We start from the raw sequence: 24,254 nt of genomic DNA, 5'->3' as shown, positions 1-24,254 counted from the left end.
AATACTCCATGCTGGACGGAGCAGCCAGGCTAGGTGAGCTTTTTGAAGAAGCTAACCGGCAAGGCATGGAAGCCATGGCCATTACCGACCATGGATACCTCTTCGGTGCCTTTGATTTCTGGAAGCGGGCAACCGACGCTGGCGTCAAGCCGATCATCGGAGTTGAAGCCTATGTCACCCCGGGCACGGCTCGTAATGACAAGACCCGTGTGAAGTGGCGTACCGATGAATCGCAAAAAGGCGATGACGTTTCCGGCGGTGGCCTGTACAACCACATGACCTTGCTGTCCTATAACAACAAGGGCATGGACAACCTGTTCAAGGGCTCCTCCCGAGCCTCCTTGGACTCGGTGTTCGGCAAATACCCGCGCTGGGACCGGGAACTGCTCAACGAGCATTCCGAGGGCCTGATCGCGACCACCGGTTGCCCATCAGGAGAGGTGCAGACCAAGCTGCGCCTCGGCCAGTACGACGCGGCCAAGGCTGCCGCAGCGGAGCTCCAAGACCTGTTCGGCAAGGAGAATTATTACTGCGAGATCATGGACCACGGTCTTGAGATCGAACGCAGGATCACCAAGGACCTCTTACGCCTGGCCGGAGAGCTGAATATCCCGTTGGTGGCCACCAACGACCTGCACTACACCCATGAAGCCGACTCGAAGGCGCACGAGGCGCTACTTGCCATCAACTCGGGCTCCACGTTGGATGAACCGACCTATGACCAGGGCGGTAGCCGCTTCGCATTCTCGGGCTCTGGCTATTATCTGAAGAGCGCACGCGAAATGCGCGAGCTGTTCAAAGAACATCCAGAAGCCTGCGACAACACCCTGGCCATCGCGGACCGCGTGGAAGTTTCCTTCGACACCAATGCCAACTACATGCCCAAGTTCCCTTGCCCGCCGGGCGAGGACGAGACCAGCTGGCTGATCAAGGAAGTCGACAAGGGGATGCACTACCGGTATCCCAACGGTGTTCCGGAAGCTTCGCGCAAACAGGCAGACTATGAGCTGGACGTCATCATCAAGATGGGTTTCCCCGGCTACTTCCTAGTCGTCGCCGACTTTATTAACTGGTCCAAGAACAACGGCATCCGCGTCGGTCCGGGGCGTGGCTCCGGTGCCGGTTCCATGGTCGCCTACGCGATGCGCATCACCGACCTCGACCCACTGGTGCACGGACTGATCTTCGAACGCTTCTTGAACCCGGAACGTGTGTCCATGCCCGACTTCGACGTCGACTTCGATGATCGCCGCCGCTCGGAGGTCATTAAATACGTGACCGAGAAGTATGGCGATGAACGTGTCTCCATGATCGTGACCTATGGTTCGATCAAGACCAAGCAGGCGTTGAAAGACTCCTCACGCGTGCTGGGATACCCATTCAGCATGGGCGAAACATTGACCAAGGCACTACCGCCGGCGGTAATGGCCAAGGACATTCCGTTGAACGACATTGATAATCCTGACTCAAAGCGATATTCCGAAGCCGGAGACTTCCGCAACCTGGTGGCCAACGACCCCGAAGCGGCACGGGTTTTTGAAACCGCCAAGGGCATTGAGGGGCTGAAGCGCCAGTGGGGCGTCCATGCCGCCGGCGTCATTATGAGCTCGGATCCGATTATTGACGTGATCCCGATCATGCGTCGTATCCAAGACGGTCAGGTCATCACGCAGTTTGATTACCCGACTTGCGAAGGTTTGGGTCTGATCAAGATGGACTTCTTGGGGTTGCGCAACCTCACCATCATTTCCGATGCGCTGGAAAACATCACGTACAACACCGGCGACGAGATCGACCTGGAAGTACTGACGCTAGAAGACCCCGAGGCCTATAACCTGCTCGCCCGTGGCGACACCCTAGGCGTGTTCCAGCTCGACGGCGGGCCGATGCGCTCGCTGCTGAAGATGATGCGCCCGGATAACTTCGAAGATATTTCCGCCGTGATCGCCCTGTACCGTCCAGGTCCCATGGGTGCCAACTCGCACACCAACTATGCGTTGCGTAAAACCGGGCTGCAGGACGTCACCCCGATCCACCCGGAGCTTGCGGAACCACTAGCCGATATCCTCGGCGGCACCTACGGCCTGATCGTGTATCAGGAGCAGGTTATGGCCATCGCGCAGAAACTTGCCGGCTATTCACTGGGGCAAGCCGATATTCTGCGTCGTGCCATGGGCAAGAAGAAGAAGTCGGAACTGGATAAGCAGTTCGCCGGCTTCAAGCAAGGCATGAATGACAATGGCTACTCCGATGCAGCGGTGAAGACCCTGTGGGATATTCTGTTGCCGTTCTCCGACTATGCGTTTAACAAGGCGCATTCCGCCGCATACGGTGTGGTCTCCTACTGGACCGCCTACCTCAAAGCACACTACCCGGCCGAATACATGGCGGCTCTGCTCACCAGCGTCGGCGACGACAAGGACAAGCTGGCGCTCTACCTGAACGAATGCCGCCACATCGGCATCACCGTGCTGCCACCAGATGTCAACGAATCAGCCTTGAACTTTACCCCTGTGGGCAAGGACATTCGCTTCGGTATGGGAGCCATCCGAAACGTCGGTGCCAACGCCGTGGCAGGAATGGTCGAAGCACGTACCGAGAAGGGAGCCTACCGGGACTTCAGCGATTTCCTGAGTAAGGTTCCGGCAGTGGTGTGCAACAAGCGCACCATTGAATCGTTGATCAAGGCCGGTGCCTTCGACTCAATGAAGCACCCGCGACGTGCGCTGGTGGCTATCCATGAAGAAGCCGTGGACTCGGTCATTCAGCTTAAACGCAACGAGGCCGCAAACCAGTTCGACCTGTTCAGCGCGCTGGACACCTCCGAGGTCTCCGACGCGATGACGGTGGCCGTTCCTGACCTTCCAGACTGGGAAAAGAAGGAAAAGCTGGCTTACGAGCGAGATATGCTCGGCCTCTATGTCTCGGATCACCCGCTGCAGGGACTGGGCTCCGCTCTTGATCAATACGCGGATATGCCGGTCACCAGCGTGCTTTCTGACGAAGGCCCCTCCGATGGGCACGTCATTTCGATTGCTGGCATGATCAGCGCTCTGCAGCGGCGCATTGCCAAGAAATCCGGCAACCCTTACGCCCGGTGCGAGATCGAGGATCTCTCAGGCTCCATGGAAGTCATGTTCTTCGGTCAGGCCTATCAGCCGATCGCCGAGATCCTGGCAGATGACCTGATTGTGGTAATCAAGGGACGCGTGCAGCGCCGCGACGATGGTTCAATTACGCTCAATGCCCAAGAAATGATGATCCCGGAACTCTCGGACACCTCCGGAACAGGACCGGTGGTCATTGGAATTCCGACTCATAAGGCCACCGAGACTCTAATCCAACAGCTGGGTGACGTACTGCGGACCCACAACGGCAATACCGAGGTAAGGGTTAAGCTCAGCGGTAGCCGCGGGACCTCGCTGATGCGACTTGGGATGAATTTCAGGGTTAATCCGAACCCTGCGCTGTTCGGAGATCTCAAGGTGCTGCTCGGCCCTGCCTGTTTAGACGTGTAGGAACTTGTGGGCGTATGACCGGGTTGGGTAATCAAAGGGAACCTAATCCGGTCATACGCGTTAAACTAGGGTTGTGACTTCAAACCTAGATACAACCTTTTCCGAACTCGCGACCATCGATTGGCGTGGAGAGAAACTCAACCGTGCTCAGCTCAAGGCCAAATTGCCACGACCTGAAATGAACTCGCAGACCGCGGCCGAGGTGGTCCAGCAGATCATTGACGACGTGCGTGAACATGGCATGGAGACGTTGAAGGACCTCGCGAAGCGATTCGACAAGGTTGATCTGGAGCATACCCGGGTGCCTCAGGGCGAACTTGATCGTGCCCTGGAAGAGCTAGATCCTCAGGTCCGTCTGGCCCTGGAAGAATCGATCAGCCGCGCGCGTGTCTTCGCTCAGGCTCAGGTGCCGCAGGATGCGAGTGTGGTTTATGGCCACGGCGGGACCGTTACCCAGCGCTGGGTTCCGGTCCGTCGCGTTGGACTCTATGTTCCCGGAGGACTAGCCGTCTACCCGTCCTCGGTCATTATGAACACCGTTCCAGCGCAGGCGGCAGGAGTCTCCTCCCTGGCATTGGCCAGCCCCCCGCAGCGCGACTTCGGTGGACTGCCGCACCCGACCATCCTTGCCGCTGCGAAGCTGTTGGGCATTACCGAGGTACACGCCATGGGTGGCGCACAAGCCGTCGCTGCCTTCGCCTACGGAGTAGAAGTTCCCGGAGACCAGCGCGGAGATATCGAACCGGTCGATGTCATTTCGGGTCCAGGCAATGTCTTCGTCGCGACCGCTAAGCGTCTGGTCAAGGGCGTGGTGGGAATCGATGCGGAAGCCGGTCCGACCGAGATTGCGATCCTCGCCGATCAAGGGGCCAACGCGGCCTTTATCGCCGCGGACATGATTTCTCAGGCAGAGCACGACGCGAATGCGGCGGCAGTGCTGGTCACCGATTCTCCTGCGTTGGCCCTCGCCGTGCGCGCGGAACTTGCCACGCAGGTGGCCGCGACAAAACACACCGACCGCGTACGCGAAGCACTGTCAGGCACGCAATCGGCCATCATCCTGGTCGACGACTTAGCGCAGGGGATCGAAGTATGCAATGCGTATGCCGCCGAACACCTCGAGGTGCTGACGCAAGACGCAGTCGAGGTTGCCTCGCGGATAAACGCCGCCGGGGCGATCTTCGTGGGTGAATACGCTCCGGTGTCCTTGGGAGATTACTGCGCGGGATCAAACCACGTGCTCCCGACCAGCGGCACCGCACTGCACGCCTCGGGCCTGAATGTGAATACCTTCTTGAAGGCCATTCAGGTAATCAATTACGACAAGAGCGCGCTCGGTGAGGTGGCGTCTCATGTAATCAATCTTGCCAACGCAGAGGACCTACCAGCACACGGTGATGCAGTCGCGGTACGACAGGCGCATTAGAAGCTAAACTATTAGGTGACGTGTGTGGATTTCCGTACGCCGTAGGCCTCGGTAGACACCACGGTCGCAAAAAGTTGGAGGTGCCATGAATTGCCCTTATTGTCGCAACGCAGATTCGCGTGTGGTCGATAGTCGAGTCGCCGATGATGGCGTGTCCATTCGACGCCGTCGTCAGTGCACCGAGTGCTCGCGCCGCTTTACCACCACAGAAACCGCTTCGTTGAGTGTTTTGAAGCAGTCAGGTGCAGTGGAGCCATTCTCGCGTCACAAGGTCATCAACGGTGTCCGCAAGGCATGCCAGGGCCGCCCGGTGACCGATCACGATCTGGCCATCTTGGCTCAAGAGGTTGAGGAAGCGGTGCGAACTTCAGGTGCTGCAGAAATCCCTGCCCACCAGGTTGGCCTGGCCATTCTCGAGCCGCTATCGCGCTTGGACGAAGTCGCTTACTTGCGTTTCGCTAGCGTTTATCACAATTTCCAGTCGCTCACGGATTTCGAAACCGCAATCGCGAAGCTGCGAGATCGTCGCGACAAGACCCCGCAGGGCAAGCAGCGTCCGCTGACCGCTGAGTAGCAGTCGGTGCTTGCGCGGTAGGCAGATATTATTGAGGCCGGGCTTCGAACCAGTGGTCCGAATCCCGGCCTTTTTGCTTGCCGAAAACCGAGTATTGGGTCTGCTACGGGAGGGTGAGGATCTCGGCGCCATCGTTGGTGACCAGCAGGGTGTGCTCGAACTGTGCCGTGCGCTTCTTGTCGCGGGTAGTCACTGTCCAGTCATCGGCCCACATGTCCCACTCAATGGTGCCCAAGGTAAGCATGGGCTCAATGGTGAAGACCATGCCCGGCTCGATCAAGGTATCGTAAGCCGGCGCCGCATCGTAGTGCGGAATGATCAGTCCGGTATGAAAAGCTTCGCCTACGCCGTGGCCGGTGAAATCGCGGACCACGCCATAACCAAAACGCTTGGCGTAGCTTTCAATAATTCGCCCGATGACGTTGATCTCGCGCCCTGGCATCACTGCCTTGATCGCACGCTTCAACGACATTTCGGTGCGTTCCACCAAGAGCCGAGATTCTTCATCAACGTCGCCCACGAGGAACGTTGCGTTGTTATCTCCGTGCACCCCGCCGATGTACGCGGTGATGTCGATATTGATGATGTCGCCATCTTGAAGCACAGTGCTGTCCGGGATGCCGTGGCAGATGACTTCGTTGAGCGAAGAGCACAGCGACTTCGGAAATTCCCGATAGCCAAGAGTGGATGGGTATGCGTTGTGATCCATCAAGAACTCGTGTCCCAGACGATCAAGGGCATCGGTAGTCACGCCTGGCTGGCAGGCTTTGCCCACTTCGGCCAGCGCTTGGGCCGCGATACGCGAGGCAATGCGGATTCGTTCGATAACTTCGGGACTTTTAACTTCCGAGGCAGTGCTTTTTGCCGGAGCTTTCTTGCCCACATATTCGGGTCGCTCAATATGAGCTGGGACGAAGAGCTCCGGTGAGATCGTGCCAGGTGTCAGGGTTCCAAGTGGAGCAGTTGCAACAGTAGCCATATAAACATTCTAACTACGGGGCAAGGTCAACATCGTCTTTCTGAAGCCACCGATATGCGTGAGATTGAGCTAGCGTGGAATCATCAACACCAAACGAACCAAGGAGCTGACCGTGAGCGAGACTGCCACACCCGGTGAAGGTAAATATTGGTACAACGTATCGACGGGCGGCATTGAGAAGGGACCACAGTCCGACTGGACTCAACTTCTCGGCCCCTACGATACCGAGGACGAGGCACGCAATGCGATGTCCAAGGTGCAGGCCCGCAATGAGGCCTGGGATGCTGAAGACGAAGAAGAGGAATAACGAAATGAACCTGGGTGCAAGGAATTTGATTCCTTGCACTCAGGTTCATTTTAAAGCTGTGGAGTTTGCTATTCCTTGAATTCGTACTCGGCCGAGGGGAATGCACCGCTTACGACATCCTGATGGTATTCGCTCACTGCCGCGGAAATCACCGAACGCAGATCCGCGTATTTTCTCACGAATCGCGGCGTGCGGTGAGCGCCCAATCCGAGGAGGTCCTGCCAGACCAGAACCTGACCGGTAGTAGCATTTCCTGCGCCGATGCCAATGGTAGGCACCCGCAACGCCGCGTCGACCTTGGCCGCGACGGGGCTTGGCACCATTTCCATGAGGATCGTAAAGGCCCCGGCGCGCTCCAGCGCTTGGGCGTCCGCGATCATCTCCTCGGCAGCGTCTCCGCGTCCCTGGACTCGATAGCCTCCCAAAGCATGTTCGGATTGCGGGGTGAAACCGATATGCCCGATGACAGGAACGCCGGCGAGAACCATGGCTTGCACATGTTCGGCGAACTGATGGCCACCTTCGATCTTCACTGCTTGAGCGCCACCCTCCTTCATGAGCCGAACCGCGGTGGCTACCGCTTGCTGAGGGGATTGCTCGTAGGAACCAAAAGGCAGATCGGCTACGACTAGAGCGCGCTTGGTTCCATTGGCAACAGCCTTGATGAAGACGATCATTTCGTCCACGGTAATAGGCAAGGTCGAGTCGTAGCCAATGACGGTGTTGGCCGCTGAGTCACCTACGAGAAGCAGCTCGATGCCTGCTTGGTCGAAGATTTCAGCCATCATGACGTCATATGCGGTTAACATGGCAAATTTTTCGCCACGCTCTTTTGCCTGCTGTAAATGGTGAACCCGAATGCGGGAAGGGCCTTTGTCAGGGTCAGAAAGATAAGGTTGCGGCATAGAAAAACCTTATCGCACTTGGGCCCAGCGGTGCGTGGGCGAGAATGAGACCCAAAACGTATAGTCTTGCATCAGGTTGTTTAACTCCCGGCTGTGATCAGTGCGGGATTCAAAGATTTTGAGGCGGTGAATTATGGATCGTCAGCAGGAATTCGTGCTGCGCACCATTGAAGAACGTGACGTTCGGTTCGTGCGTATGTGGTTTACCGACGTGGTCGGTTCCTTGAAGTCTGTTGCATTGGCCCCGGCCGAAGTTGAAGACGCCTTCGAAGAGGGCCTAGGCTTTGACGGCTCGTCGATCGACGGACTGTCGCGCATTTCCGAATCGGATATGCTCCTACAGCCAGATCCGGCGACCTTCCAGATTTTGCCGTGGCGCGGTGAAGTCGAACCCACCAGCCGCATGTTCTGCGACATCCTCACCCCCGAAGGCCAGCCTTCGAACGCGGACCCCCGACAGGTGCTTAAGCGTCAGCTGACCGAAGCGGCCGACATGGGATTCACCTGCTACACGCACCCGGAAATCGAGTTCTATCTGCTGGAGAACAGCAAGCTCGATGCGCAAGGTCGCCCGCAGCCAATAGACAACGGCGGCTACTTCGACCACGTGCCCGACGGCGTGGGCCAGGATTTCCGTCGTGCCTCGGTGACCACCTTGGAAGCATTGGGAATTTCGGTCGAATTCTCGCACCACGAGACCGGGCCAGGGCAGAACGAAATCGATCTTCGCTATGCAGATGCACTGCAGACCGCTGACAACATCATGACCTTCCGTACGGTCATCAAGGAAATGGCCATGCAGAAGGGCATTCATGCCACCTTCATGCCCAAGCCATTTGCTGACCAGCCGGGTAGCGGGATGCACACTCACTTCTCGTTGTTCGAGGGCGACGCCAACGCATTTTTCGAGGCTGGCCGCGAGTACCAGCTCTCTGACGTGGCTCGTTCCTTCATTGCCGGTGTTTTGCACCATGCCCCCGAGATGACCGCGATCACCAACCAGTACGTGAACTCCTACAAGCGTCTCTGGGGTGGTGGTGAAGCTCCAAGCTACCGCTCGTGGGGACACAACAACCGTTCTGCATTGGTCCGTGTGCCGCTGTACAAGCCAGGCAAGGGCCAAAGCGCCCGCGTGGAATACCGTGGCATCGATTCTGCCGCGAACCCTTATCTGGCCTATGCAACCCTGCTTGGGGCCGGGCTGAAGGGCATCCGTGAAGGATACGAGCTCGAAGAGCCAACTGAGGATGATGTGTGGGCATTGTCCACGGCAGAACGACGCGCCTCGGGCCATGTTCCGCTGCCTGGCACGTTGCATGACGCGCTGAAGGCAATGGAAGAATCCGAGTTCATGGCAGAGGTTCTTGGTGAGCAGGTATTCAACTCCTTCCTGGCAAATAAGCGTGCCGAATGGGAAGAGTACCGTCAGGTCATCACCCCATATGAGCTCAACAAATATCTGGGAATCCTCTAAGGAGTACGCCACGTCCACGACGTGGTGGCAAGTGGGAGACACACGAAGAATATGGCAGAAGTATCCTCACGGGCATTAATCAACGCTGGCTTCAGTGATACCGAACGCGCCAAGAAGTTCCTTGAAGCAGACGAACTGGCGGATATTGATTCGGGTCTCATCGTGAGGATGATGGCGCACGCGCCAGATCCTGACCAAGCGCTCCTGCTGGCTCTTAGGCTTGTGGATCGTCATCCCGAGGCTGCGAAGATTTTTCGGGAGCCGGATTCCTGCTTGGCTTTGGTGCGACTACTCGGCGGCTCCTCGGCCTTGGGAGAGTTCCTGATCCGCTGTCCTGAGGCTTTAGCCGTGGTCAGCCAGGCACCGAGCAAAAGCTTTCAGCAGGTCGGTCTCGAAACCCTGCGTGGCGCTATGCTGGATTCGGTCGGGGCAACGCTTACTTCCAACGAGCACTGGATTTCTTCGTGCACTGGGGCCGAAGCGCGCCAGAAATTACGTGCTAGTTACCGCAAAGCCCTGTTGTCCTTGGCGCATCGGGACCTTGGAGCCGCGGACCCGCAGGAAATTCTTCCGTTCGTTGCCGCGGAACTTGCAGACATGGCAGGTGCGGTGCTCGAAGGCGCGCTGGCCATCGCGCGCGCCGAAGCCTCCGAGCAATACACCCCAGAGGACGTGGATAGCGTCAAGCTTTCCATCATTGGCATGGGTAAATGCGGTGCTCGGGAATTGAACTACATTTCAGACGTAGACGTGATTTATGTGCACGGCAGCACTCCGAACCTGGATGAAGACCTCGCATCGGCAATTGCCACCGTTCTATGTGGCAATACCGCTCGTGCAATTATGGTCCCCGGCCCCGAACCGATGCTCTGGGAAGTCGACGCGAATTTACGTCCCGAAGGCAAAGACGGTGCCCTGACTCGGACTTTGTCCTCGCACGAGGCCTATTACAACCGGTGGGCACATTCTTGGGAATTCCAAGCGTTGCTCAAGGCACGAGCCATTGCAGGTGACTCGGACCTCGGACATTCCTATGAGCGGATGATCTCCCCGATGATCTGGTCCAGCTCGGAGCGCGAAGGTTTCGTTGAATCCGTTCAGGCCATGCGCCGGCGGGTGAGTGACCATATCGCTAAAGAAGAAGTTCCTTGGCAAATCAAGCTGGGACCCGGCGGGCTGCGTGATGTGGAATTCACCGTGCAGCTTTTGCAATTGGTCCATGGTCGAGTGGATCCCGAGATTCAGGTGCCAACTACTACGCTGGCGATCCGGGCGATGAGCGAAATCGGGTACATTAGCCGCGAAGACGCGAGAAACTTTGACGAGTCCTACCGTTATCTGCGCCTGCTGGAACACCGAATCCAGCTTAGCCAGTTGCGCCGCACGCACCTGATGCCACGGGTTGAGGGTGCACAACGAGTACTGGCCCGGGCGGTGCGTGGAGCCGGCGACCTGCAGGTCGCGAACCCAGAAAAGCTGTTGCGCCGGTGGAATGAGACCAAACGGCTGGTGCGGTCACTGCACGAACGCATCTTCTATCGGCCGCTGCTGGTCACCAGCTCGAATCTCTCCGCGGACCAGGTGCGTTTGACCCCAGAGTCGGCTCAGGCTCGTTTGCGCGCACTGGGTTATCTGGATCCAAAGGCTGCTATGCGCCACATCGAAGCGCTGACCGGGGGAGTCTCGCGCCGTTCCTCATTGCAGCGGCAACTACTGCCGGTGCTTTTGGACTGGTTCGCGCGAGGGGTGGACCCAGATGCCGGTCTGCTGGGATTCCGCAGGCTCAGCGAGGCCTTAGGGAAGTCTCCTTGGTTCTTGGGCATGTTGCGAGATACCAATGCCGCGGCCGAGCGGTTGAGCCACCTGCTGTCGAACACCCGGTTCTTGACCGATTTGCTGGCCAATGAGCCAGCAGCAGCCGCATGGCTGGGTTCCAACACGGCGCTGGTACCGCAGACCTACCAGAGCTTGCAGCAGCAGAACGCCTCCATCATCCAACGAACCAAACAACCAGAGGCAGCAATCCGGCAAATCCGTTTGGTGCGTCGTCGGGAGTTCTTGCGTGTTGCTCTGGCGGATGGGGCAGGCCTATTAAATGTCTCGCAGGTCGGCGAGGCGTTGTCGAATATCGATGGCAACATGGTCGATGGGATTTTGAAGATTCTGCTCACTGCAGATCAGCTGAAGCATGGACGGCATGCGATCATCACCGTCATCGCCATGGGAAGGCAGGGTGGAGAGGAGATCGGCTACGGCTCGGATGCCGACGTGCTCTTCGTGCAGCGTCCCGTTGAAGGCGCCACTGCCCAGCAATCTCAAGAACAGGCCCTGCGCGTGGTGACCGAGTTGATTTCTTGGAGCAATAAGCCGCTGAAGCCCGCCATTCCGGCCGAAGTGAAACTAAAGGTTGATTCCGATCTTCGCCCTGAAGGGCGCGCCGGGATGCTGGTTCGCTCGCTTGACGCCTATGCCCAGTATTACGAGCGTTGGGTGGAAGTCTGGGAACGCCAAGCCCTGCAACGTGCTCGCCCATTTGCTGGCGACACGCAACTGGCGGCGGACTTCATCCAGCTGATCGAACCCGTACGTTACGGCAAGGGCCTCGACGAGGCCGAGATGAAGGATATTCGCAAGATCAAGGCTCGTGTAGAGTCCGAACGACTGCCACGAGGCGCCGATCCAAACCGTCATCTGAAACTTGGCAGGGGCTCCTTATCCGACATTGAATGGCTAGTACAGTTTTACCAGCTGCGCTATGCGTGGAAACATCCGTCGTTGCGTACACCTGCCACGCGCAAGGCCTTGGATGCCATGGCCGGATTGGAGCTCATTAGCGAAGAAGAAGCCGAGCTCTTGGACTTCACCTGGTCCTTGGCTACGCGGATTCGAAGCGCGGAAATCATTACCTCCGGCCGTTCTAGCGATGTGCTACCACGCTCGGCCAGGGATATGGAGGCTGTGGCGCGCTGGTGTGGCTACGAGGCCAATCAAGGCCCGGCGTTGGAAGAAGACTACCTACGTGCCACCCGGCATTCACGCGCAATCTTTGAACAGCTCTTCTACGGTTTCGAAGACTAATGGTGCGTGAAAACGTGCCCATTCCCACATCCTTAACGACTCCAGGAAACCAGATCTGGGAAGCCAGTGGTTTTGGCTATCGACGCTGGGAGAAGACGGTGCGGATCGGTTCGGGGGAGCGGCATTGGCGTTGGGCCTCCGAGCAGGTGCTGCGCTGGGGGATCAAAACCCGCAGCGGTTTTAGCGTAATCCCGGCGGCGCCGGTCGCCGTCGGACAGCGCCCGATCATAAAGGTCAAAGTCCCAGGGATCAAGATCCTTGAACCCGTGGAAGTGATCTTCGTTGTTGTGGCACCTGATCGCGTGGGCTTCGCTTATCGGACCTTAGCGGGGCACCCGGTCAGTGGTGAAGAGTGCTTTGTCATCGAGCAACGTGCCGGCGGCAACTTCCTCACGATCAGGTCATTGACTAAACCCTCCGACATTCAGCCCTGGCGGGTGTTGTTTCCCCTGCTCAGAGTTGTTCAAGTGTTCGCTCGTCGCCGATACTTCAAAGCGCTCGTCAAACCCGGCATCTCTCGGGTTGGCGGCAATAGATATTCCAGCTCTACCAATAGCCAGTGAACCTCCTTAGACTGGCATTTGGATCGCCGTTGGATGCAGCATCCAACAAATGACGCATTTAAGGTGAGCAGGAAGCGGTGCAGCTATGGAAAAGCGATTTTTCGACGAGGCTATCGCCATGTCACGTCATGGCATGCAGGCTAACCAAGGGGGACCTTTTGGAGCGGTGGTCGTTCTCAACGGTGAGGTGATTGCAACGGGCAATAATATGGTGCTCGGGTCGAACGATCCGACGGCGCATGCCGAAGTGATTGCCATCCGCAATGCCGGGACGAAGCTTGGCAGCTTCGATCTGTCGGCCTGTGAGCTCTACACCAGTTGCGAACCCTGCCCCATGTGTCTTGGGGCCATTTACTGGTCACGGTTTAAACATGTGTACTACGCGAACACCCGTCAGGATGCCGCTCGTATCGGATTTGATGACGAGCTCATTTACACGGAGCTGGATAAACCAATGGGTCAGAGATTGATCCCGTTCACTCATGTTCCCTCGGATGAGGCAGCATCGGTCTTCGCCGATTGGGCTGCCAAAGAAGATAAGACTCGTTACTAGTGCAGAACGTAGGGCACCAGACTGGCATCGATATCGGGCCACGCCAGGTGAATTCGTTCGGTGGGGGCAAGCGCCTTGGTCAGCAGCGCGTCGGCCAGGACGATGCCTTGTGGTGAGACTTCAAGGATAGACAGCGGGCTGTGTTTATCTGGTGGGGCATCGCGAAGCATCCATGGGTTCATGAGTTCGCTAAGGCCACGTGCCGCTAGCAACTCTTCGCCTTGGAAAAAGTCGCACGAATCCAGCACAGGGTGGCCCAAAACGGTTCTCGGGCAGACCCGATCGTAGGACGGAACAAGCGGTTCTAGGTATCCTACGGTTTCTCCATCGGCGCGTTTGACGGGGAGCCAAGTCGAAATGTCCATGAGCCAAGGCTAGTCCCAATCTGCGCTCTCCGCTATTGAAATGTTATGGCAATGACGAAACGAAAAAACCTGTCCCGCGGGCCAAAAGGTCCGCGAGACAGGTTTCGAATTCTTAGCAGTTCCGTAGAACCGTTACGGAATTAGCAGCCGTAGTAGAGCTCGAACTCATATGGGTTCGGGCGCAGGCTTAGAGGCTTGATTTCGTATTCACGCTTGTACTCGACCCAGGTGCGGATCAGGTCCTCGGTGAACACTCCACCTTCGAGCAAGAACTCGTAGTCGGCTTCCAATGCCTTCAGAGCCTCTTCTAGGCTTTCTGGAGCGCGCTGGATGTCCTTGGCTTCCTCGGCAGGAAGCTCGTAGAGGTCCTTGTCGATTGGGTCCGTAGGCTCGATACGGTTCTTGATGCCATCCAGGCCAGCCATCAGCTGAGCCGCGAAGGCCAGGTAAGGGTTCGAGGAAGCATCCGGTGCACGGAACTCGATGCGCTTTGCCTTGGGATTCGAGCCGGTGATTGGGATACGGATACCTGCGGAGCGGTTGCCCTGCGAGTAAACCATGTTGACCGGTGCTTCATAGCCCTTGACCAGGCGACGGTAGGAATTGACGGTCGGGTTGGTGAACGCCAATACGGCAGAAGCGTGCTTCAGCAGACCACCGATGTACCAACGAGCGGTATCCGACAAGCCGGCGTAGCCCTTTTCATCGTAGAACAGCGGATCGCCGTTGGCCCACAGCGACTGGTGCACGTGCATACCCGAGCCGTTATCGCCAAAGACCGGCTTTGGCATGAAGGTAGCGGATTTGCCCCAAGCATCGGCAACGTTCTTCACGACGTACTTGAAGAGCATCAGTTCGTCGGCTGCGTGAACCATGGTGTTGAACTTGTAGTTGATTTCGGCCTGTCCGGCGGCGCCCACCTCGTGGTGGCTGCGTTCAACTTCAAGGCCGACGTTGTCCAGTTCGACGCAGATGGCGTCACGCAGGTCGGCTTGCTTGTCGGTAGGCGACACTGGGAAGTAGCCACCCTTGTAAGGGGTCTTGTAACCCTGATTGCCGCCCTCTTCCTTACGGCCGGTGTTCCAAGGCGCTTCGTCCGAGTCGACCTTGTAGAAGGCACCCTGTGGGGTGGACTCGTAGCGGACGTCTTCGAAGATGAAGAATTCCGCTTCTGGGGCGAAGAATGCAGTGTCGGCGATGCCGGTTGACTCCAGGTAAGCTTCGGCACGCTCGGCTACGCCACGCGGATCGCGGTGGTAAGGCTCACCGGTGCGTGGGTTGATGATCGAGAAGTTGAACGCCAGTGTCTTTTCGATACGGAAAGGATCGACGAAACCGGTGGTGACATCAGGGATCAGTTGCATGTCGGAATCAGAGATGCCAGCGAAACCGCGAATGGATGAACCATCGAAGAGCTGGCCGTTGACGAAGAAGTCTGCATCCACGGACTTCGCCGGAACGTTGAAGTGCTGCTGGACGCCTGGTAGATCGGTGAAGCGGATGTCAACGAATTTGATGTCCTCTTCGGCAATATATGCCAAGACTTCTTCTGGGCTGGTAAACATGTGCAGGTGACTCCCTGTTGAGTTATTGGTTTGGTAAACGGAACGATCATACGAATTGATCTGATCAGTTCTCTTGCTTACCAAGTAATCCTACCTAGAATCCGTTTCTGAATGGTGTCTCGATTGTTTCGACTACGTTACAAAGCGGAAGTTCGGGCGCGTCGTGCCGGGTCAGAGGGGTCATTGTGATGCGTAACAAACTGATGAGATTCACACAGATCGCCCCGATACACTGGTTATGTGGAACGTAAAGACTTTAGCTCGTGGCTTGAAGGCCCCCCGCAATTAAACTCGCAAGAATGGCCGGGCCAGCGCTTGGGGCGCCCGGAAAAAGGGCCAGGTTCGATCGCCCGGTTCCCGCGCCGGCTCGGCGCCCTATGCGTGGACTGGGCACTATCCATGCTGCTGAGTTGGTGGCTGTTTAATCTGAATGACCTAGCCACTCTTGCGTTGTTCTGTGTCGGCCAAATGATTGCAGTTGGCTTCACCGGTCACAGCATCGGGCATCGGACCTTTGGGCTGCAAGTTCAATCCATGGATGGAACTGCGATCAAGCCGCTCACCGGTGTCATCCGTTCGGTGCTGCTGTGCTTGGTGATTCCCGTTCTGTTCTCGGATGCCGACCAGCGTGGCTTCCATGACCGGGCAGGAAAAAGCGTGTTGGTGAACATCAGGTAGCAAGCGTTCGAGAATTTAGGTATAAAAAAACCGCACTAGCGAACTAGTGCGGTTTTCTAGCCTCTTAGCGAGCCCGGCGGTTAGGGCGTGCTCGATTTGGATCGATGCCCTTGGGAATCGGCAGGCGGTTTGCGGTAAGCGTGGTTAGTCGCTTGTCCACTGCGCTGATCTCCAGCTTGGTGATCGCCTTCGGAAGCTTCTTCATCTTCTTACTGACATCTACCAGATCGGTCTGGTCCTCGTCCTGGCCGGCGTTGATCACGTGGATCGGAACGTTCGGCAGAACGCGAGCAATACGCTTGCGCTCGGACGCCACCAGATCACGCACGCGGCTTGTTGGGCCTTCGGTGACCAGAACAACGCCTGGACGGCCAACCGCCAAGAACACCAGATCCTGGTGGCGGTTGAACGCAACTGGCTCATCTTTCAAAATCCAGCCGCGACGCAGCACGCTCATCGCCGCGCCCGCTGCGCCTGGTCGGCCCTCAAGCTGCGCGAACGCAGCTTTCTCGGCTCGACGGGACATGATGAACAGGGCAGCAAGCAAGCCAAGCGGGATCGCGATAATCAGCAGCGTGATCCAGTTCTGGATCAGGATACCGATGATCAGTCCAACGGCGACGACGCCCAGGAATGCCAAGATCATCCACCAAACGACCATAGGATCGTTGCGGCGGGTCATCTGGAAGACCTGCACCATTTGTTTTAGGCGCCCGGGCTCTTTGTTTTGTTTTTCAGCTTTTGGTTTACGCGAAAACAGGCCACGCTTCTGTTGCGCGGCCGCATCGTTATCGGAGTTTTTGGCCATAGTGCTTCAATTCTACGCGATCTGACTGGCTAATTTATCTTCGGAGGAATTCCGGGCGAAACCTAACGTTTCACACGGAGCGCCGCACAACAAGAATTCGGATCCAACCACCGTATTTTACGGCTATTGGATCCGAACGCTTGTATATATCGTTGGGCTTAGCGGTTTAGCAGCGAAGCAGCTTCCTGACGGGTGGTACCCGAGGATTCGATGTGGGAGAGGGGCTCCGGGATCTCGCGTCCCTTTTTGCGCATCGCACCAGCCCAGAGCCGTCCTGCTCGGTACGAGGAACGTACCAATGGGCCGGACATGACACCGGCGAAACCTAGCTCCTCGGCTTCTTGCTGCAGTTCCAAGAATTCCTGTGGCTTCACCCAGCGATCAACCGGAAGGTGACGTTCGGTTGGACGCAGGTACTGAGTGATCGTCAGCAGATCGCAGCCGGCCTCATGTAGGTCACGCATGGCTTCGGAAATTTCCTCACGAGTTTCGCCCATTCCCAAGATCAGGTTCGACTTGGTGATTAGGCCACGGTTGCGACCGTGGGTGATGACATCCATGGAGCGTTCGTAGCGGAAAGCCGGACGGATGCGCTTGAAAATGCGTGGGACGGTTTCCACATTGTGCGCGTAGACCTCAGGGTTCGAATCGCAAATGGCGTCGAGGTTATCGGGCTTTCCGGAGAAGTCAGGGATGAGCAACTCGACACCGGTGGTCGGGTTCATTTTATGGATCTGGCGTACCGTCTCTGCGTAGAGCCAGACACCTTCATCCTCGAGGTCATCGCGGGCCACGCCGGTGACGGTTGCGTAACGCAAATCCATCTTCTTCACGCTCATGGCTACCTTGAACGGCTCTGAGCGATCCAGCGCAGCAGGCTTTCCGGTGTCAATCTGGCAGAAGTCGCAACGACGGGTGCATTCGGAACCGCCGATTAGGAAAGATGCTTCGCGATCTTCCCAGCATTCGAAAATATTTGGGCAGCCAGCTTCTTCACATACCGTGTGGAGCCCTTCGGACTGCACCAAGTTTTTCAGACCCACATATTCGGGACCGATCTTGAGTTCGGCTCGTATCCATTCGGGCTTTCGCTCAACTGGGGTCTGGGAGTTGCGCTTTTCGACGCGCAGCATTCGACGGCCTTCAGGTTCAACGCTCATTTGAGGTCCTTCTACGTTAGTAATTTTTTGCTTAGACGACTTGCGGCGAGAGGAGACGATCAAGTTCCTCTTGCACCCGCTCAACGACATCGTTGGGGGAGATCGTCTGGCCTAGTTCTTGGGTGATCGTGGTTACGCCGGCATCGGTGATTCCGCAGGGGATGATCTGATCGTATGCGGAAAGGTCGTTTGAGCAATTGAGTGCAAAGCCGTGCATGGTGACGCCACGGTTAATGCGAATGCCAATAGCCGCGATCTTTCGATCTTCTTCACCGTCTTTACCGGGGACCCAAACGCCTGAACGTCCCTTCACCTGAACGGTGGGGATGCCCATTTCATCGATCACGTTAATCAACGCTTCTTCGAGGGTCTCCACGTATAAACGGATCGCACTGATCTTCTTCAGCTTCACGATTGGATAGCCGATGAGCTGTCCGGGTCCGTGCCAGGTCAGCTTCCCTCCACGGTCAACGTCAACAACGGGGGTTCCATCTAGGGGTAAGTCTTCAGGTTCGGTCCTCTTGCCGGCGGTATAAACCGCTTCATGTTCAAGAAATAGGACTCGTGGGGTTTGTTCATCGGCCGCTACAGCATCGTGCAAAATTTGCTGGTAATCCCACGCTTGCATATATGGAATTAGCTCCGTGCCGAGTCCGACTCGTTCGAATTCGATCGCCATAGTGGTTACCATACGCCTTTTGCGACAAGCGCCGCTAATTGGCTGAAATGCGCTGAGCTGTGGATAACGGCGGCAAGAAACTGTTCTTTGCGTTAGAACTGAAACATGAGTGATTCAAACAATTTGTTGGCCTGGCCAACTTGCACCGGGTATGTGACGGTTCGTCCATTAACGGCCAAGTCACCACGCAAAGTTTGGTTAATGCGTCGTGACTCAGATCAGAGTTACATGGTGCTGAAGCTTTCCTCGAATGCCGAAAGTATCTGTTCGCTACGTCAGAAACAGGTCGAATCTGCAAGGAAATATGTCATCGATTTTTACGGCACACTCTCGACACAGTTGGGCGAGGGGATCCTGATGGAGTACTGTCCCGGCGGTAGCTTGGCTCAACTTCTCGAAGAACGATCTGCATTTTCACTCGGCGAATGCATCACGGCCTTGGCACCGATAGCTCAAACGTTGGCGGTCCTTCACTCCAGCGGGCAAATTCACGGTGATGTCTCCGCCAGCAATGTACTGTTGACAGCCGATGGCATGCCGAAACTAGGGGATTTTCAAGAGGCCCGAACCGGTATTGACCAGACTCCTGGTTCGGGCACTCCTGGTTTTATGGCGCCTGAGGTTTCAGCGTGCGAGCCCGAGGGGCGCCTGGGCGAACAGGACGTTTACTCCCTCGGCGCGTGCCTCTGGTTCTTGCTTGAGGGTACGGCTCCTCCTGAGCCGAATATGCGTCCCCCTGTCACAGTCATTTTCCCAGCGGTGCCCATCCTGATTCATGAACTGTTGCTTGATTCCTTGCATCAAGATCCACTGCAGAGACCGACGGCGGAGCAATTCGCACGGACGCTCTTCGCCGCAGCGCAGGCCGAGCCAATCAACTGGGAACAGTGCACTCCGGTCGACTCGACTCATCTCATGGCCACAATTCATCCGGGTGATTCGTCCAACCGACTTCGGCGCAAACGGCCGGTAGAACGGAAAGTTCAGAAGATCCAAAATGATGGCGGCACACCTGTGTGGCGAATGCATGATTTACGTCGTACCCCAGGACGCGCCAAGGTATATCTTGCCGTTGTTGGTGGGGTGGCACTCATCGGCGCAAGCTTTCTCGGCGTGAATCTTATGGGAGAGCACGCCCAATCAGAGAAGAAAGCCCTATCGCAAGCACAGGAGCAGCCTGAGCCATGCCGTATCCAAGACGGCGCCGTAGTTCCTGCCTGTGCATTCTCTGCTGAGACGGTGATTGCCAGTTTCATCAAGCTCTCACACGAACGCGATGTGGCCCTAGATACCGAAAATTCCAAAGCCCTGTCAGCGATTTATCCACCCGCCTCCGAACAACTCCAAAGGGATCGGCAGACGCTTGAACGCTTGGACTCACTCGAATTGAAAATCAACGGACTTTCCACTCGGTTGGAAGACATCTCGGTAACTGCCCGAGCGCGACCAGACACCGTGATACTCAGCGCTACGTCCACTCAGGAAGCCTACGACTACGTCGATTCAGAGAACAGCGTGATCCATCAGGTTGCCCGTGGCACGAGAGAACATATCGAAGTGGAGCTGAAACTCATTGAGGGTAAATGGAAAATCGGAAAAGTAATCAGCCGTTCGGCATGACAAAGGCGAGGTAACCCGGACTGCATTCGGGTTACCTCGCCTTTGCCTAGAGGTACGAGACTCGCTTGTACCTTAGACCCAGAGAGTGGCGATCGCGATATTGATCAATGCCAGACCGCCGGTAGCGTGCGCAATTCCGGTCGAAACCTCTTCTCCAGCCTTGACCTTCTTACGGCCAATAAATGCCACGACGAGGATGCCGATTGCGATGACTACCTTGATGCCGATCTTCATGTGGTTCACGTCGCCGTCGCCCGCTTCAGCCATGCCAACGAGGGCCAATCCGGTAATTAGCTGAGCAATCGCGCCGTACCACTGCCAGACATTTACGGTAGGAGTCTTGAAGTTAGCTAGCCAGCCACCGAAGATCGCTGCCGCACCGAGAATATGCAAGAAAATGAGGATAAGAGTAAGGAAGTCCATGTCTCTAGCCTAATTGATTTTCGACGAATTGTAGAAACGGCAATCGCCCCTCCCGAATGAACGGGAGGGGCGATTGCTTTGCCCTACTGGGGAAAGTCCTTTGAGGACTTTACAGACCCAGGTCGCCTTCGAAGGCGCCACCCTCAAGGCGAGCCTTGAGAGTCTGCAGGAAACGACCTGCGTCGGCGCCGTCAACCAAGCGGTGATCGTAAGTCAGGCACAGGTACATCATGTGACGGATGGCGATCGAATCGTTGCCATCGGCGTCGGTGATGACCATTGGGCGCTTCACGATCGCACCGGTACCAAGAATTGCTACCTGTGGCTGGTTGATGATCGGAGTATCGAACAAGGCGCCGACCGAACCAATGTTGGTGATCGAGAAGGTGCCACCGGAAAGCTCATCCGGACCAATCTTGTTGGTGCGGGTGCGCTCTGCGACGTCAGCAATACGGGAAGCCATGCCAGCCAAGTTGAGATCGCCAGCATTGGACACAACAGGAACCAGCAGGCCCTTGTCGGTGTCGACCGCAAACGCCAGGTGCTCGGCGTTGTGGTAGGTGATCTGCTGAGTCTCTTCGTTGTACTCGGCGTTCAGCTTCGGGTGGGCCTTCAGGGCTTCGGCTACTGCCTTGGCGATGAATGGCAGGTAGGTCAGGTTGACGCCATTGACTGCCTTGAAATTATTCTTGGCAGAGGCACGCAGCTTGACCACGCGGGTCATGTCAATCTCGTGAACCTGAGTCAGCTGGGTGGAGACCTCAAGGGACTCACGCATGCGACGGGCGATAACCTGACGGATACGTGGAGCCTTCTCGGAGGTACCGCGCAACGAGGATGCTTCAACGACCGGGGCAGCTGGTTTCGCTGCAGCGGGAGCTGCAGCAGGTGCTGCTGCGGCTTCCTTGGCAGCTACTGCGTCAAGAACGTCCTGTTTGCGGATACGTCCGCCAACGCCGGTGCCCTTGACCGATGCGATGTCGATTTCGTGCTGGTTAGCCAATCGACGCACCAGTGGGGTCACATATCCAGCGTCGCTGTTGTTGTCGGCAGCAGGAGCAGCAGGAGCAGCAGGAGCGGCAGGAGCTTCTGCCTTTACTGCCGGAGCTGGAGCGGCCGGAGCCTCTTCCTTGGCTGCCGGAGCTGGAGCTGGAGCGGCTGGAGCTTCTTCCTTAGCTGCTGGTGCAGCAGGTGCTTCTTCCTTGGCTGCTGGTGCAGCGCCTGCAGCACCGATCACAGCAAGAACGGCACCAACTTCGGCGGTGTCGTCTTCAGCAACACGGATTTCCAGCAAGGTGCCGGCAACAGGCGAAGGAACTTCGGTATCTACCTTGTCGGTGGAAACCTCGAGCAGTGGCTCGTCGACGGCGACTTCTTCGCCAACTTCCTTCAGCCAGCGGGTGACGGTACCTTCGGTGACCGATTCGCCTAGAGCTGGGAGAGTGACCTCGGTGCCCGAAGCGGAGCCCGCTGCAGCAGGTGCGGCTTCAGGTGCTTCTTCGGCAGCTGGAGCAGCCGGAGCTTCCTCCTTGGCCACAGGTGCCTCTTCAGCTGCGGGAGCTTCTTCAGCTGCAGGAGCCTCAGGCTCAGCAGCGCCGGAACCCGAGCCATCGCCGATGCGAACCAGAGGAGCGCCTACTTCGGCTTCCTCATCTTCGGCGACAAAAATCTCTTCGATTACGCCAGCGACAGGTGATGGAACCTCGGTGTCGACCTTATCGGTGGAAACTTCCACCAACGGCTCATCAACCTCTACGCGGTCGCCGACCTGTTTCAGCCAACGGGTTACCGTACCCTCGGTAACGCTTTCACCCAGTGCGGGCAGGTTTACGGTCTCAGACATCTTCCCGTATCTCCTCTTAAATAAAGCTTGAAGTGTGATTTGGGTGTGCAACTCAAAGCGGATGAACACCCAGAAATCGATGAATGGAGGCGTTGCCTCCGAGCTTAGTGCACCGGGCAGCACGTGTGTGAACGCGCTACCCGGTGACCTGCAGCATGATTAGCCGTGAAGTGGCTTGCCAGCCAAAGCCATTGCGGCTTCGCCTAGCGACTCGTTCTGCGTTGGGTGTGCATGGATGAGCTGTGCAACATCCTCTGGGTAGGCTTCCCAGTTCACGATCAGCTGTGCTTCACCGATCTGCTCACCAATGCGGCCGCCGATGCCGTGAACGCCCACGATTGGACCGTTCTTGACGCGTACCATCTTGATCAGGCCGGAGGTGCCCAGGATCGAGGACTTGCCGTTTCCAGCCAAGTTGTACTCGGTGGTTTCGATCTGGTCCTCGCCGAACTTCTCCTTGGCCTTAGGCTCGGAGTAACCAACTGAAGCGATTTCTGGCTCGCAGAAAGTTACCTTCGGGATGTTGATGTCTTCAACGATGGTTGGGTTCTGCCCGGCGATTTCCTCGGCTACGAAGATGCCGTGCTGGTAACCGCGGTGGGCCAACTGTACGCCTGGGACGACGTCGCCAATTGCGTAGATGTTGCCAACGCCAGTGTGCAGACGCTCGTTTGGAATGATAAAACCGCGATCCAGGGTGATGCCCTGCTCTTCGAAGCCCATGTTCTCGGTGACCGGGCCGCGACCCACTGCTACCAGAACGATTTCTGCCTCCAGGACCTTGCCGTCAGCCAGCGAGACCTTCACGCCGTTATCGTCCTGCTCGACCTTCTCGAAGAAGACGCCGGTGTTGAACTTGATGCCGCGCTTCTTGAACGAACGCTCAAGGGTCTTGATGATGGCTGGGTCTTCGTTAGGAACCAGTGAAGGCAAGCCTTCAACGATGGTGACCTCGACGCCGAAGGACTTCCAGACGGAAGCGAACTCGACACCGATAACGCCGCCACCGAGCACGATTGCGCTCTTTGGCATGTCAACCATGTTCAGTGCTTCGGTGCTGGTGAGCACGCGGCCACCGATTTCCAGACCGAAGGTCTTGGAAGTCGAACCGGTCGCAAGAACGATGTTCTTGCCCTTGTAAGGAACGCCGTCAACCTCGATGGTGTCCTTGGAGACCAGGCGACCGTTACCTTCGATAACGTTGACCTTCTTCATCTTCAGCAGACCCTGAAGACCCTTGTGCTTGCCGGCGACGATGCCGTCCTTGTACTTGCGTACTCCGCCGAGGTCAATTGACTCGAGGGTGGAGTTGATGCCGTACTTGGCACCTTCGCGAGCGTTTTCGGCGAGCTCTGCTGCGTGCAGGTAAGCCTTGGTAGGGATACAGCCGGTGTGCAGGCAAGTGCCGCCGACCTTTTCCTTCTCGATCAATCCAACGGTGAAGCCCAACTGGATGGCGCGTAAAGCGACCGAGTATCCAGCGGAACCACCGCCGAGGATGAGGACATCAAATTCTTGCGTTGCTGCCGAATCGGCCACGTGAACGCTCCCTCGTAATAGCTAAGTGAGGTCGGCCATGGCCGACCTGGAGATCGGGTGGTGAACTGGTCTAGTTCTCGCACGGGGCGCGAACTAATAATCCACCGGTGATGTTTCAAAACTTACTTTAGTACCGTCAAAGCACCAGAGTCATCTTGAGTTGGCTAAAAGTCGGCCATATCTCGTATTTTGGCACA

The 24,254-nt window shown here is 56.9% G+C and carries 20 protein-coding genes; 10 read left to right on the top strand and 10 right to left on the bottom strand.

The genetic code is table 11. The features are described from left to right. Positions 1–8 precede the first annotated feature (8 nt). The 3 genes from dnaE (at position 9) to nrdR (ending at position 5,518) form a co-directional block, all read left to right on the top strand. A complete protein-coding gene (gene dnaE / locus LG294_RS11165) occupies positions 9–3,518 on the top strand; it encodes a DNA polymerase III subunit alpha (RefSeq protein WP_404291732.1) in 3,510 nt (1,169 codons plus the stop codon). Between the two features lie 73 nt (positions 3,519–3,591). Next, positions 3,592–4,944 (top strand): histidinol dehydrogenase, encoded by a 1,353-nt coding sequence (gene hisD, locus LG294_RS11160; protein WP_404285701.1) that lies wholly within the window; start codon positions 3,592–3,594, stop codon positions 4,942–4,944. Positions 4,945–5,029: 85 nt separating this feature from the next. After that, positions 5,030–5,518 carry a transcriptional regulator NrdR gene (gene nrdR, locus LG294_RS11155; RefSeq protein ID WP_404285699.1) on the top strand — a complete coding sequence of 163 codons (489 nt, stop codon included), beginning with the start codon at positions 5,030–5,032 and terminating at the stop codon, positions 5,516–5,518. 103 nt (positions 5,519–5,621) lie between these two features. Here nrdR and map read toward each other — a convergent pair whose 3' ends face one another. Then, on the bottom strand, positions 5,622–6,497 hold the full coding sequence (gene map / locus LG294_RS11150; RefSeq protein ID WP_404285697.1) for a type I methionyl aminopeptidase: 876 nt from the start codon (positions 6,495–6,497) through the stop codon (positions 5,622–5,624). A gap of 112 nt (positions 6,498–6,609) precedes the next feature. On the opposite strand from map, the gene LG294_RS11145 reads away from it, so the two are divergent. Further along, positions 6,610–6,804: an SPOR domain-containing protein gene (locus LG294_RS11145; protein ID WP_404285695.1), complete on the top strand. Its 195-nt coding sequence runs from the start codon at positions 6,610–6,612 to the stop codon at positions 6,802–6,804. Positions 6,805–6,872: 68 nt separating this feature from the next. Here the strand turns inward: LG294_RS11145 and panB are convergent, their stop codons facing one another. Next, the gene (panB, locus tag LG294_RS11140; protein ID WP_404285693.1) at positions 6,873–7,709 is read right to left on the bottom strand and encodes a 3-methyl-2-oxobutanoate hydroxymethyltransferase; all 837 of its coding nucleotides are present in this window, start codon (positions 7,707–7,709) and stop codon (positions 6,873–6,875) included. Between the two features lie 133 nt (positions 7,710–7,842). On the opposite strand from panB, the gene glnA (LG294_RS11135) reads away from it, so the two are divergent. The 4 genes from glnA (LG294_RS11135) (at position 7,843) to LG294_RS11120 (ending at position 13,377) form a co-directional block, all read left to right on the top strand. After that, positions 7,843–9,183, top strand: a complete 1,341-nt coding sequence (gene glnA, locus LG294_RS11135; protein ID WP_404285691.1) for a type I glutamate--ammonia ligase — start codon at positions 7,843–7,845, stop codon at positions 9,181–9,183. Positions 9,184–9,234: 51 nt separating this feature from the next. Further along, positions 9,235–12,261 carry a bifunctional [glutamine synthetase] adenylyltransferase/[glutamine synthetase]-adenylyl-L-tyrosine phosphorylase gene (locus LG294_RS11130; RefSeq protein ID WP_404285689.1) on the top strand — a complete coding sequence of 1,009 codons (3,027 nt, stop codon included), beginning with the start codon at positions 9,235–9,237 and terminating at the stop codon, positions 12,259–12,261. Continuing rightward, entirely contained in the window at positions 12,261–12,824 is a 564-nt protein-coding gene (locus tag LG294_RS11125) for a DUF1990 family protein (RefSeq protein ID WP_404285687.1), read from the top strand. Before LG294_RS11130 ends, LG294_RS11125 begins: the two co-directional genes overlap by 1 nt. Positions 12,825–12,909: 85 nt before the next feature. Continuing rightward, entirely contained in the window at positions 12,910–13,377 is a 468-nt protein-coding gene (locus LG294_RS11120; protein WP_404285685.1) for a nucleoside deaminase, read from the top strand. Here the strand turns inward: LG294_RS11120 and LG294_RS11115 are convergent. Beyond that, positions 13,374–13,742, bottom strand: a complete 369-nt coding sequence (locus LG294_RS11115) for a hypothetical protein (RefSeq protein WP_404285683.1) — start codon at positions 13,740–13,742, stop codon at positions 13,374–13,376. The genes LG294_RS11120 and LG294_RS11115 overlap by 4 nt on opposite strands. 140 nt (positions 13,743–13,882) lie before the next feature. Next, the gene (glnA, locus tag LG294_RS11110; RefSeq protein ID WP_404285681.1) at positions 13,883–15,307 is read right to left on the bottom strand and encodes a type I glutamate--ammonia ligase; all 1,425 of its coding nucleotides are present in this window, start codon (positions 15,305–15,307) and stop codon (positions 13,883–13,885) included. A 240-nt stretch (positions 15,308–15,547) separates the two neighbouring features. Between glnA (LG294_RS11110) and LG294_RS11105 the strand changes: the two genes are divergently transcribed. Beyond that, positions 15,548–15,985 carry an RDD family protein gene (locus LG294_RS11105; RefSeq protein WP_404285679.1) on the top strand — a complete coding sequence of 146 codons (438 nt, stop codon included), beginning with the start codon at positions 15,548–15,550 and terminating at the stop codon, positions 15,983–15,985. 64 nt (positions 15,986–16,049) lie between these two features. On the opposite strand, the gene LG294_RS11100 is transcribed toward LG294_RS11105, so the two are convergent. From LG294_RS11100 to lipB, 3 genes are all read right to left on the bottom strand, one after another. Further along, positions 16,050–16,793 carry a DUF4191 domain-containing protein gene (locus LG294_RS11100; protein WP_404285677.1) on the bottom strand — a complete coding sequence of 248 codons (744 nt, stop codon included), beginning with the start codon at positions 16,791–16,793 and terminating at the stop codon, positions 16,050–16,052. Between the two features lie 158 nt (positions 16,794–16,951). Beyond that, positions 16,952–17,953 carry a lipoyl synthase gene (gene lipA / locus LG294_RS11095; protein ID WP_404285675.1) on the bottom strand — a complete coding sequence of 334 codons (1,002 nt, stop codon included), beginning with the start codon at positions 17,951–17,953 and terminating at the stop codon, positions 16,952–16,954. A gap of 31 nt (positions 17,954–17,984) precedes the next feature. Continuing rightward, the gene (gene lipB, locus LG294_RS11090; RefSeq protein WP_404291730.1) at positions 17,985–18,632 is read right to left on the bottom strand and encodes a lipoyl(octanoyl) transferase LipB; all 648 of its coding nucleotides are present in this window, start codon (positions 18,630–18,632) and stop codon (positions 17,985–17,987) included. A 105-nt stretch (positions 18,633–18,737) separates the two neighbouring features. Between lipB and LG294_RS11085 the strand changes: the two genes are divergently transcribed. After that, entirely contained in the window at positions 18,738–20,252 is a 1,515-nt protein-coding gene (locus LG294_RS11085; RefSeq protein ID WP_404285673.1) for a serine/threonine protein kinase, read from the top strand. Between the two features lie 72 nt (positions 20,253–20,324). Here LG294_RS11085 and LG294_RS11080 read toward each other — a convergent pair whose 3' ends face one another. The 3 genes from LG294_RS11080 to lpdA form a co-directional block, all read right to left on the bottom strand. Continuing rightward, a complete protein-coding gene (locus LG294_RS11080; RefSeq protein WP_404285671.1) occupies positions 20,325–20,675 on the bottom strand; it encodes a hypothetical protein in 351 nt (116 codons plus the stop codon). 109 nt (positions 20,676–20,784) lie between these two features. Next, positions 20,785–22,518: a 2-oxoglutarate dehydrogenase, E2 component, dihydrolipoamide succinyltransferase gene (gene sucB / locus LG294_RS11075; RefSeq protein ID WP_404285669.1), complete on the bottom strand. Its 1,734-nt coding sequence runs from the start codon at positions 22,516–22,518 to the stop codon at positions 20,785–20,787. Positions 22,519–22,677: 159 nt separating this feature from the next. Next, positions 22,678–24,057 carry a dihydrolipoyl dehydrogenase gene (gene lpdA, locus LG294_RS11070; protein WP_404285667.1) on the bottom strand — a complete coding sequence of 460 codons (1,380 nt, stop codon included), beginning with the start codon at positions 24,055–24,057 and terminating at the stop codon, positions 22,678–22,680. Positions 24,058–24,254 lie beyond the last annotated feature (197 nt).

The sequence above is a fragment of the Glutamicibacter arilaitensis genome, from assembly GCF_044793945.1.
Classification (GTDB): Bacteria; Actinomycetota; Actinomycetes; order Actinomycetales; family Micrococcaceae; genus Glutamicibacter; species Glutamicibacter arilaitensis_B.
The sequence above is the reverse complement of the archived record's forward strand: the minus strand, read 5'-3'. Positions and strand labels throughout refer to the sequence as shown.

Bases quoted from the DNA above. Each gene is read 5' to 3' on its own strand.
- dnaE (WP_404291732.1), top strand. From the start codon at position 9: ATGCTGGACGGAGCAGCCAGGCTAGGTGAGCTTTTTGAAGAAGCTAAC.
- nrdR (WP_404285699.1), top strand. From the start codon at position 5,030: ATGAATTGCCCTTATTGTCGCAACGCAGATTCGCGTGTGGTCGATAGT.
- map (WP_404285697.1), bottom strand. From the start codon at position 6,497: ATGGCTACTGTTGCAACTGCTCCACTTGGAACCCTGACACCTGGCACG.
- panB (WP_404285693.1), bottom strand. From the start codon at position 7,709: ATGCCGCAACCTTATCTTTCTGACCCTGACAAAGGCCCTTCCCGCATT.
- glnA (WP_404285691.1), top strand. From the start codon at position 7,843: ATGGATCGTCAGCAGGAATTCGTGCTGCGCACCATTGAAGAACGTGAC.
- LG294_RS11130 (WP_404285689.1), top strand. From the start codon at position 9,235: ATGGCAGAAGTATCCTCACGGGCATTAATCAACGCTGGCTTCAGTGAT.
- LG294_RS11125 (WP_404285687.1), top strand. From the start codon at position 12,261: ATGGTGCGTGAAAACGTGCCCATTCCCACATCCTTAACGACTCCAGGA.
- LG294_RS11120 (WP_404285685.1), top strand. From the start codon at position 12,910: ATGGAAAAGCGATTTTTCGACGAGGCTATCGCCATGTCACGTCATGGC.
- LG294_RS11115 (WP_404285683.1), bottom strand. From the start codon at position 13,742: ATGGACATTTCGACTTGGCTCCCCGTCAAACGCGCCGATGGAGAAACC.
- glnA (WP_404285681.1), bottom strand. From the start codon at position 15,307: ATGTTTACCAGCCCAGAAGAAGTCTTGGCATATATTGCCGAAGAGGAC.
- LG294_RS11100 (WP_404285677.1), bottom strand. From the start codon at position 16,793: ATGGCCAAAAACTCCGATAACGATGCGGCCGCGCAACAGAAGCGTGGC.
- lipA (WP_404285675.1), bottom strand. From the start codon at position 17,953: ATGAGCGTTGAACCTGAAGGCCGTCGAATGCTGCGCGTCGAAAAGCGC.
- lipB (WP_404291730.1), bottom strand. From the start codon at position 18,632: ATGGCGATCGAATTCGAACGAGTCGGACTCGGCACGGAGCTAATTCCA.
- LG294_RS11085 (WP_404285673.1), top strand. From the start codon at position 18,738: ATGAGTGATTCAAACAATTTGTTGGCCTGGCCAACTTGCACCGGGTAT.
- LG294_RS11080 (WP_404285671.1), bottom strand. From the start codon at position 20,675: ATGGACTTCCTTACTCTTATCCTCATTTTCTTGCATATTCTCGGTGCG.
- sucB (WP_404285669.1), bottom strand. From the start codon at position 22,518: ATGTCTGAGACCGTAAACCTGCCCGCACTGGGTGAAAGCGTTACCGAG.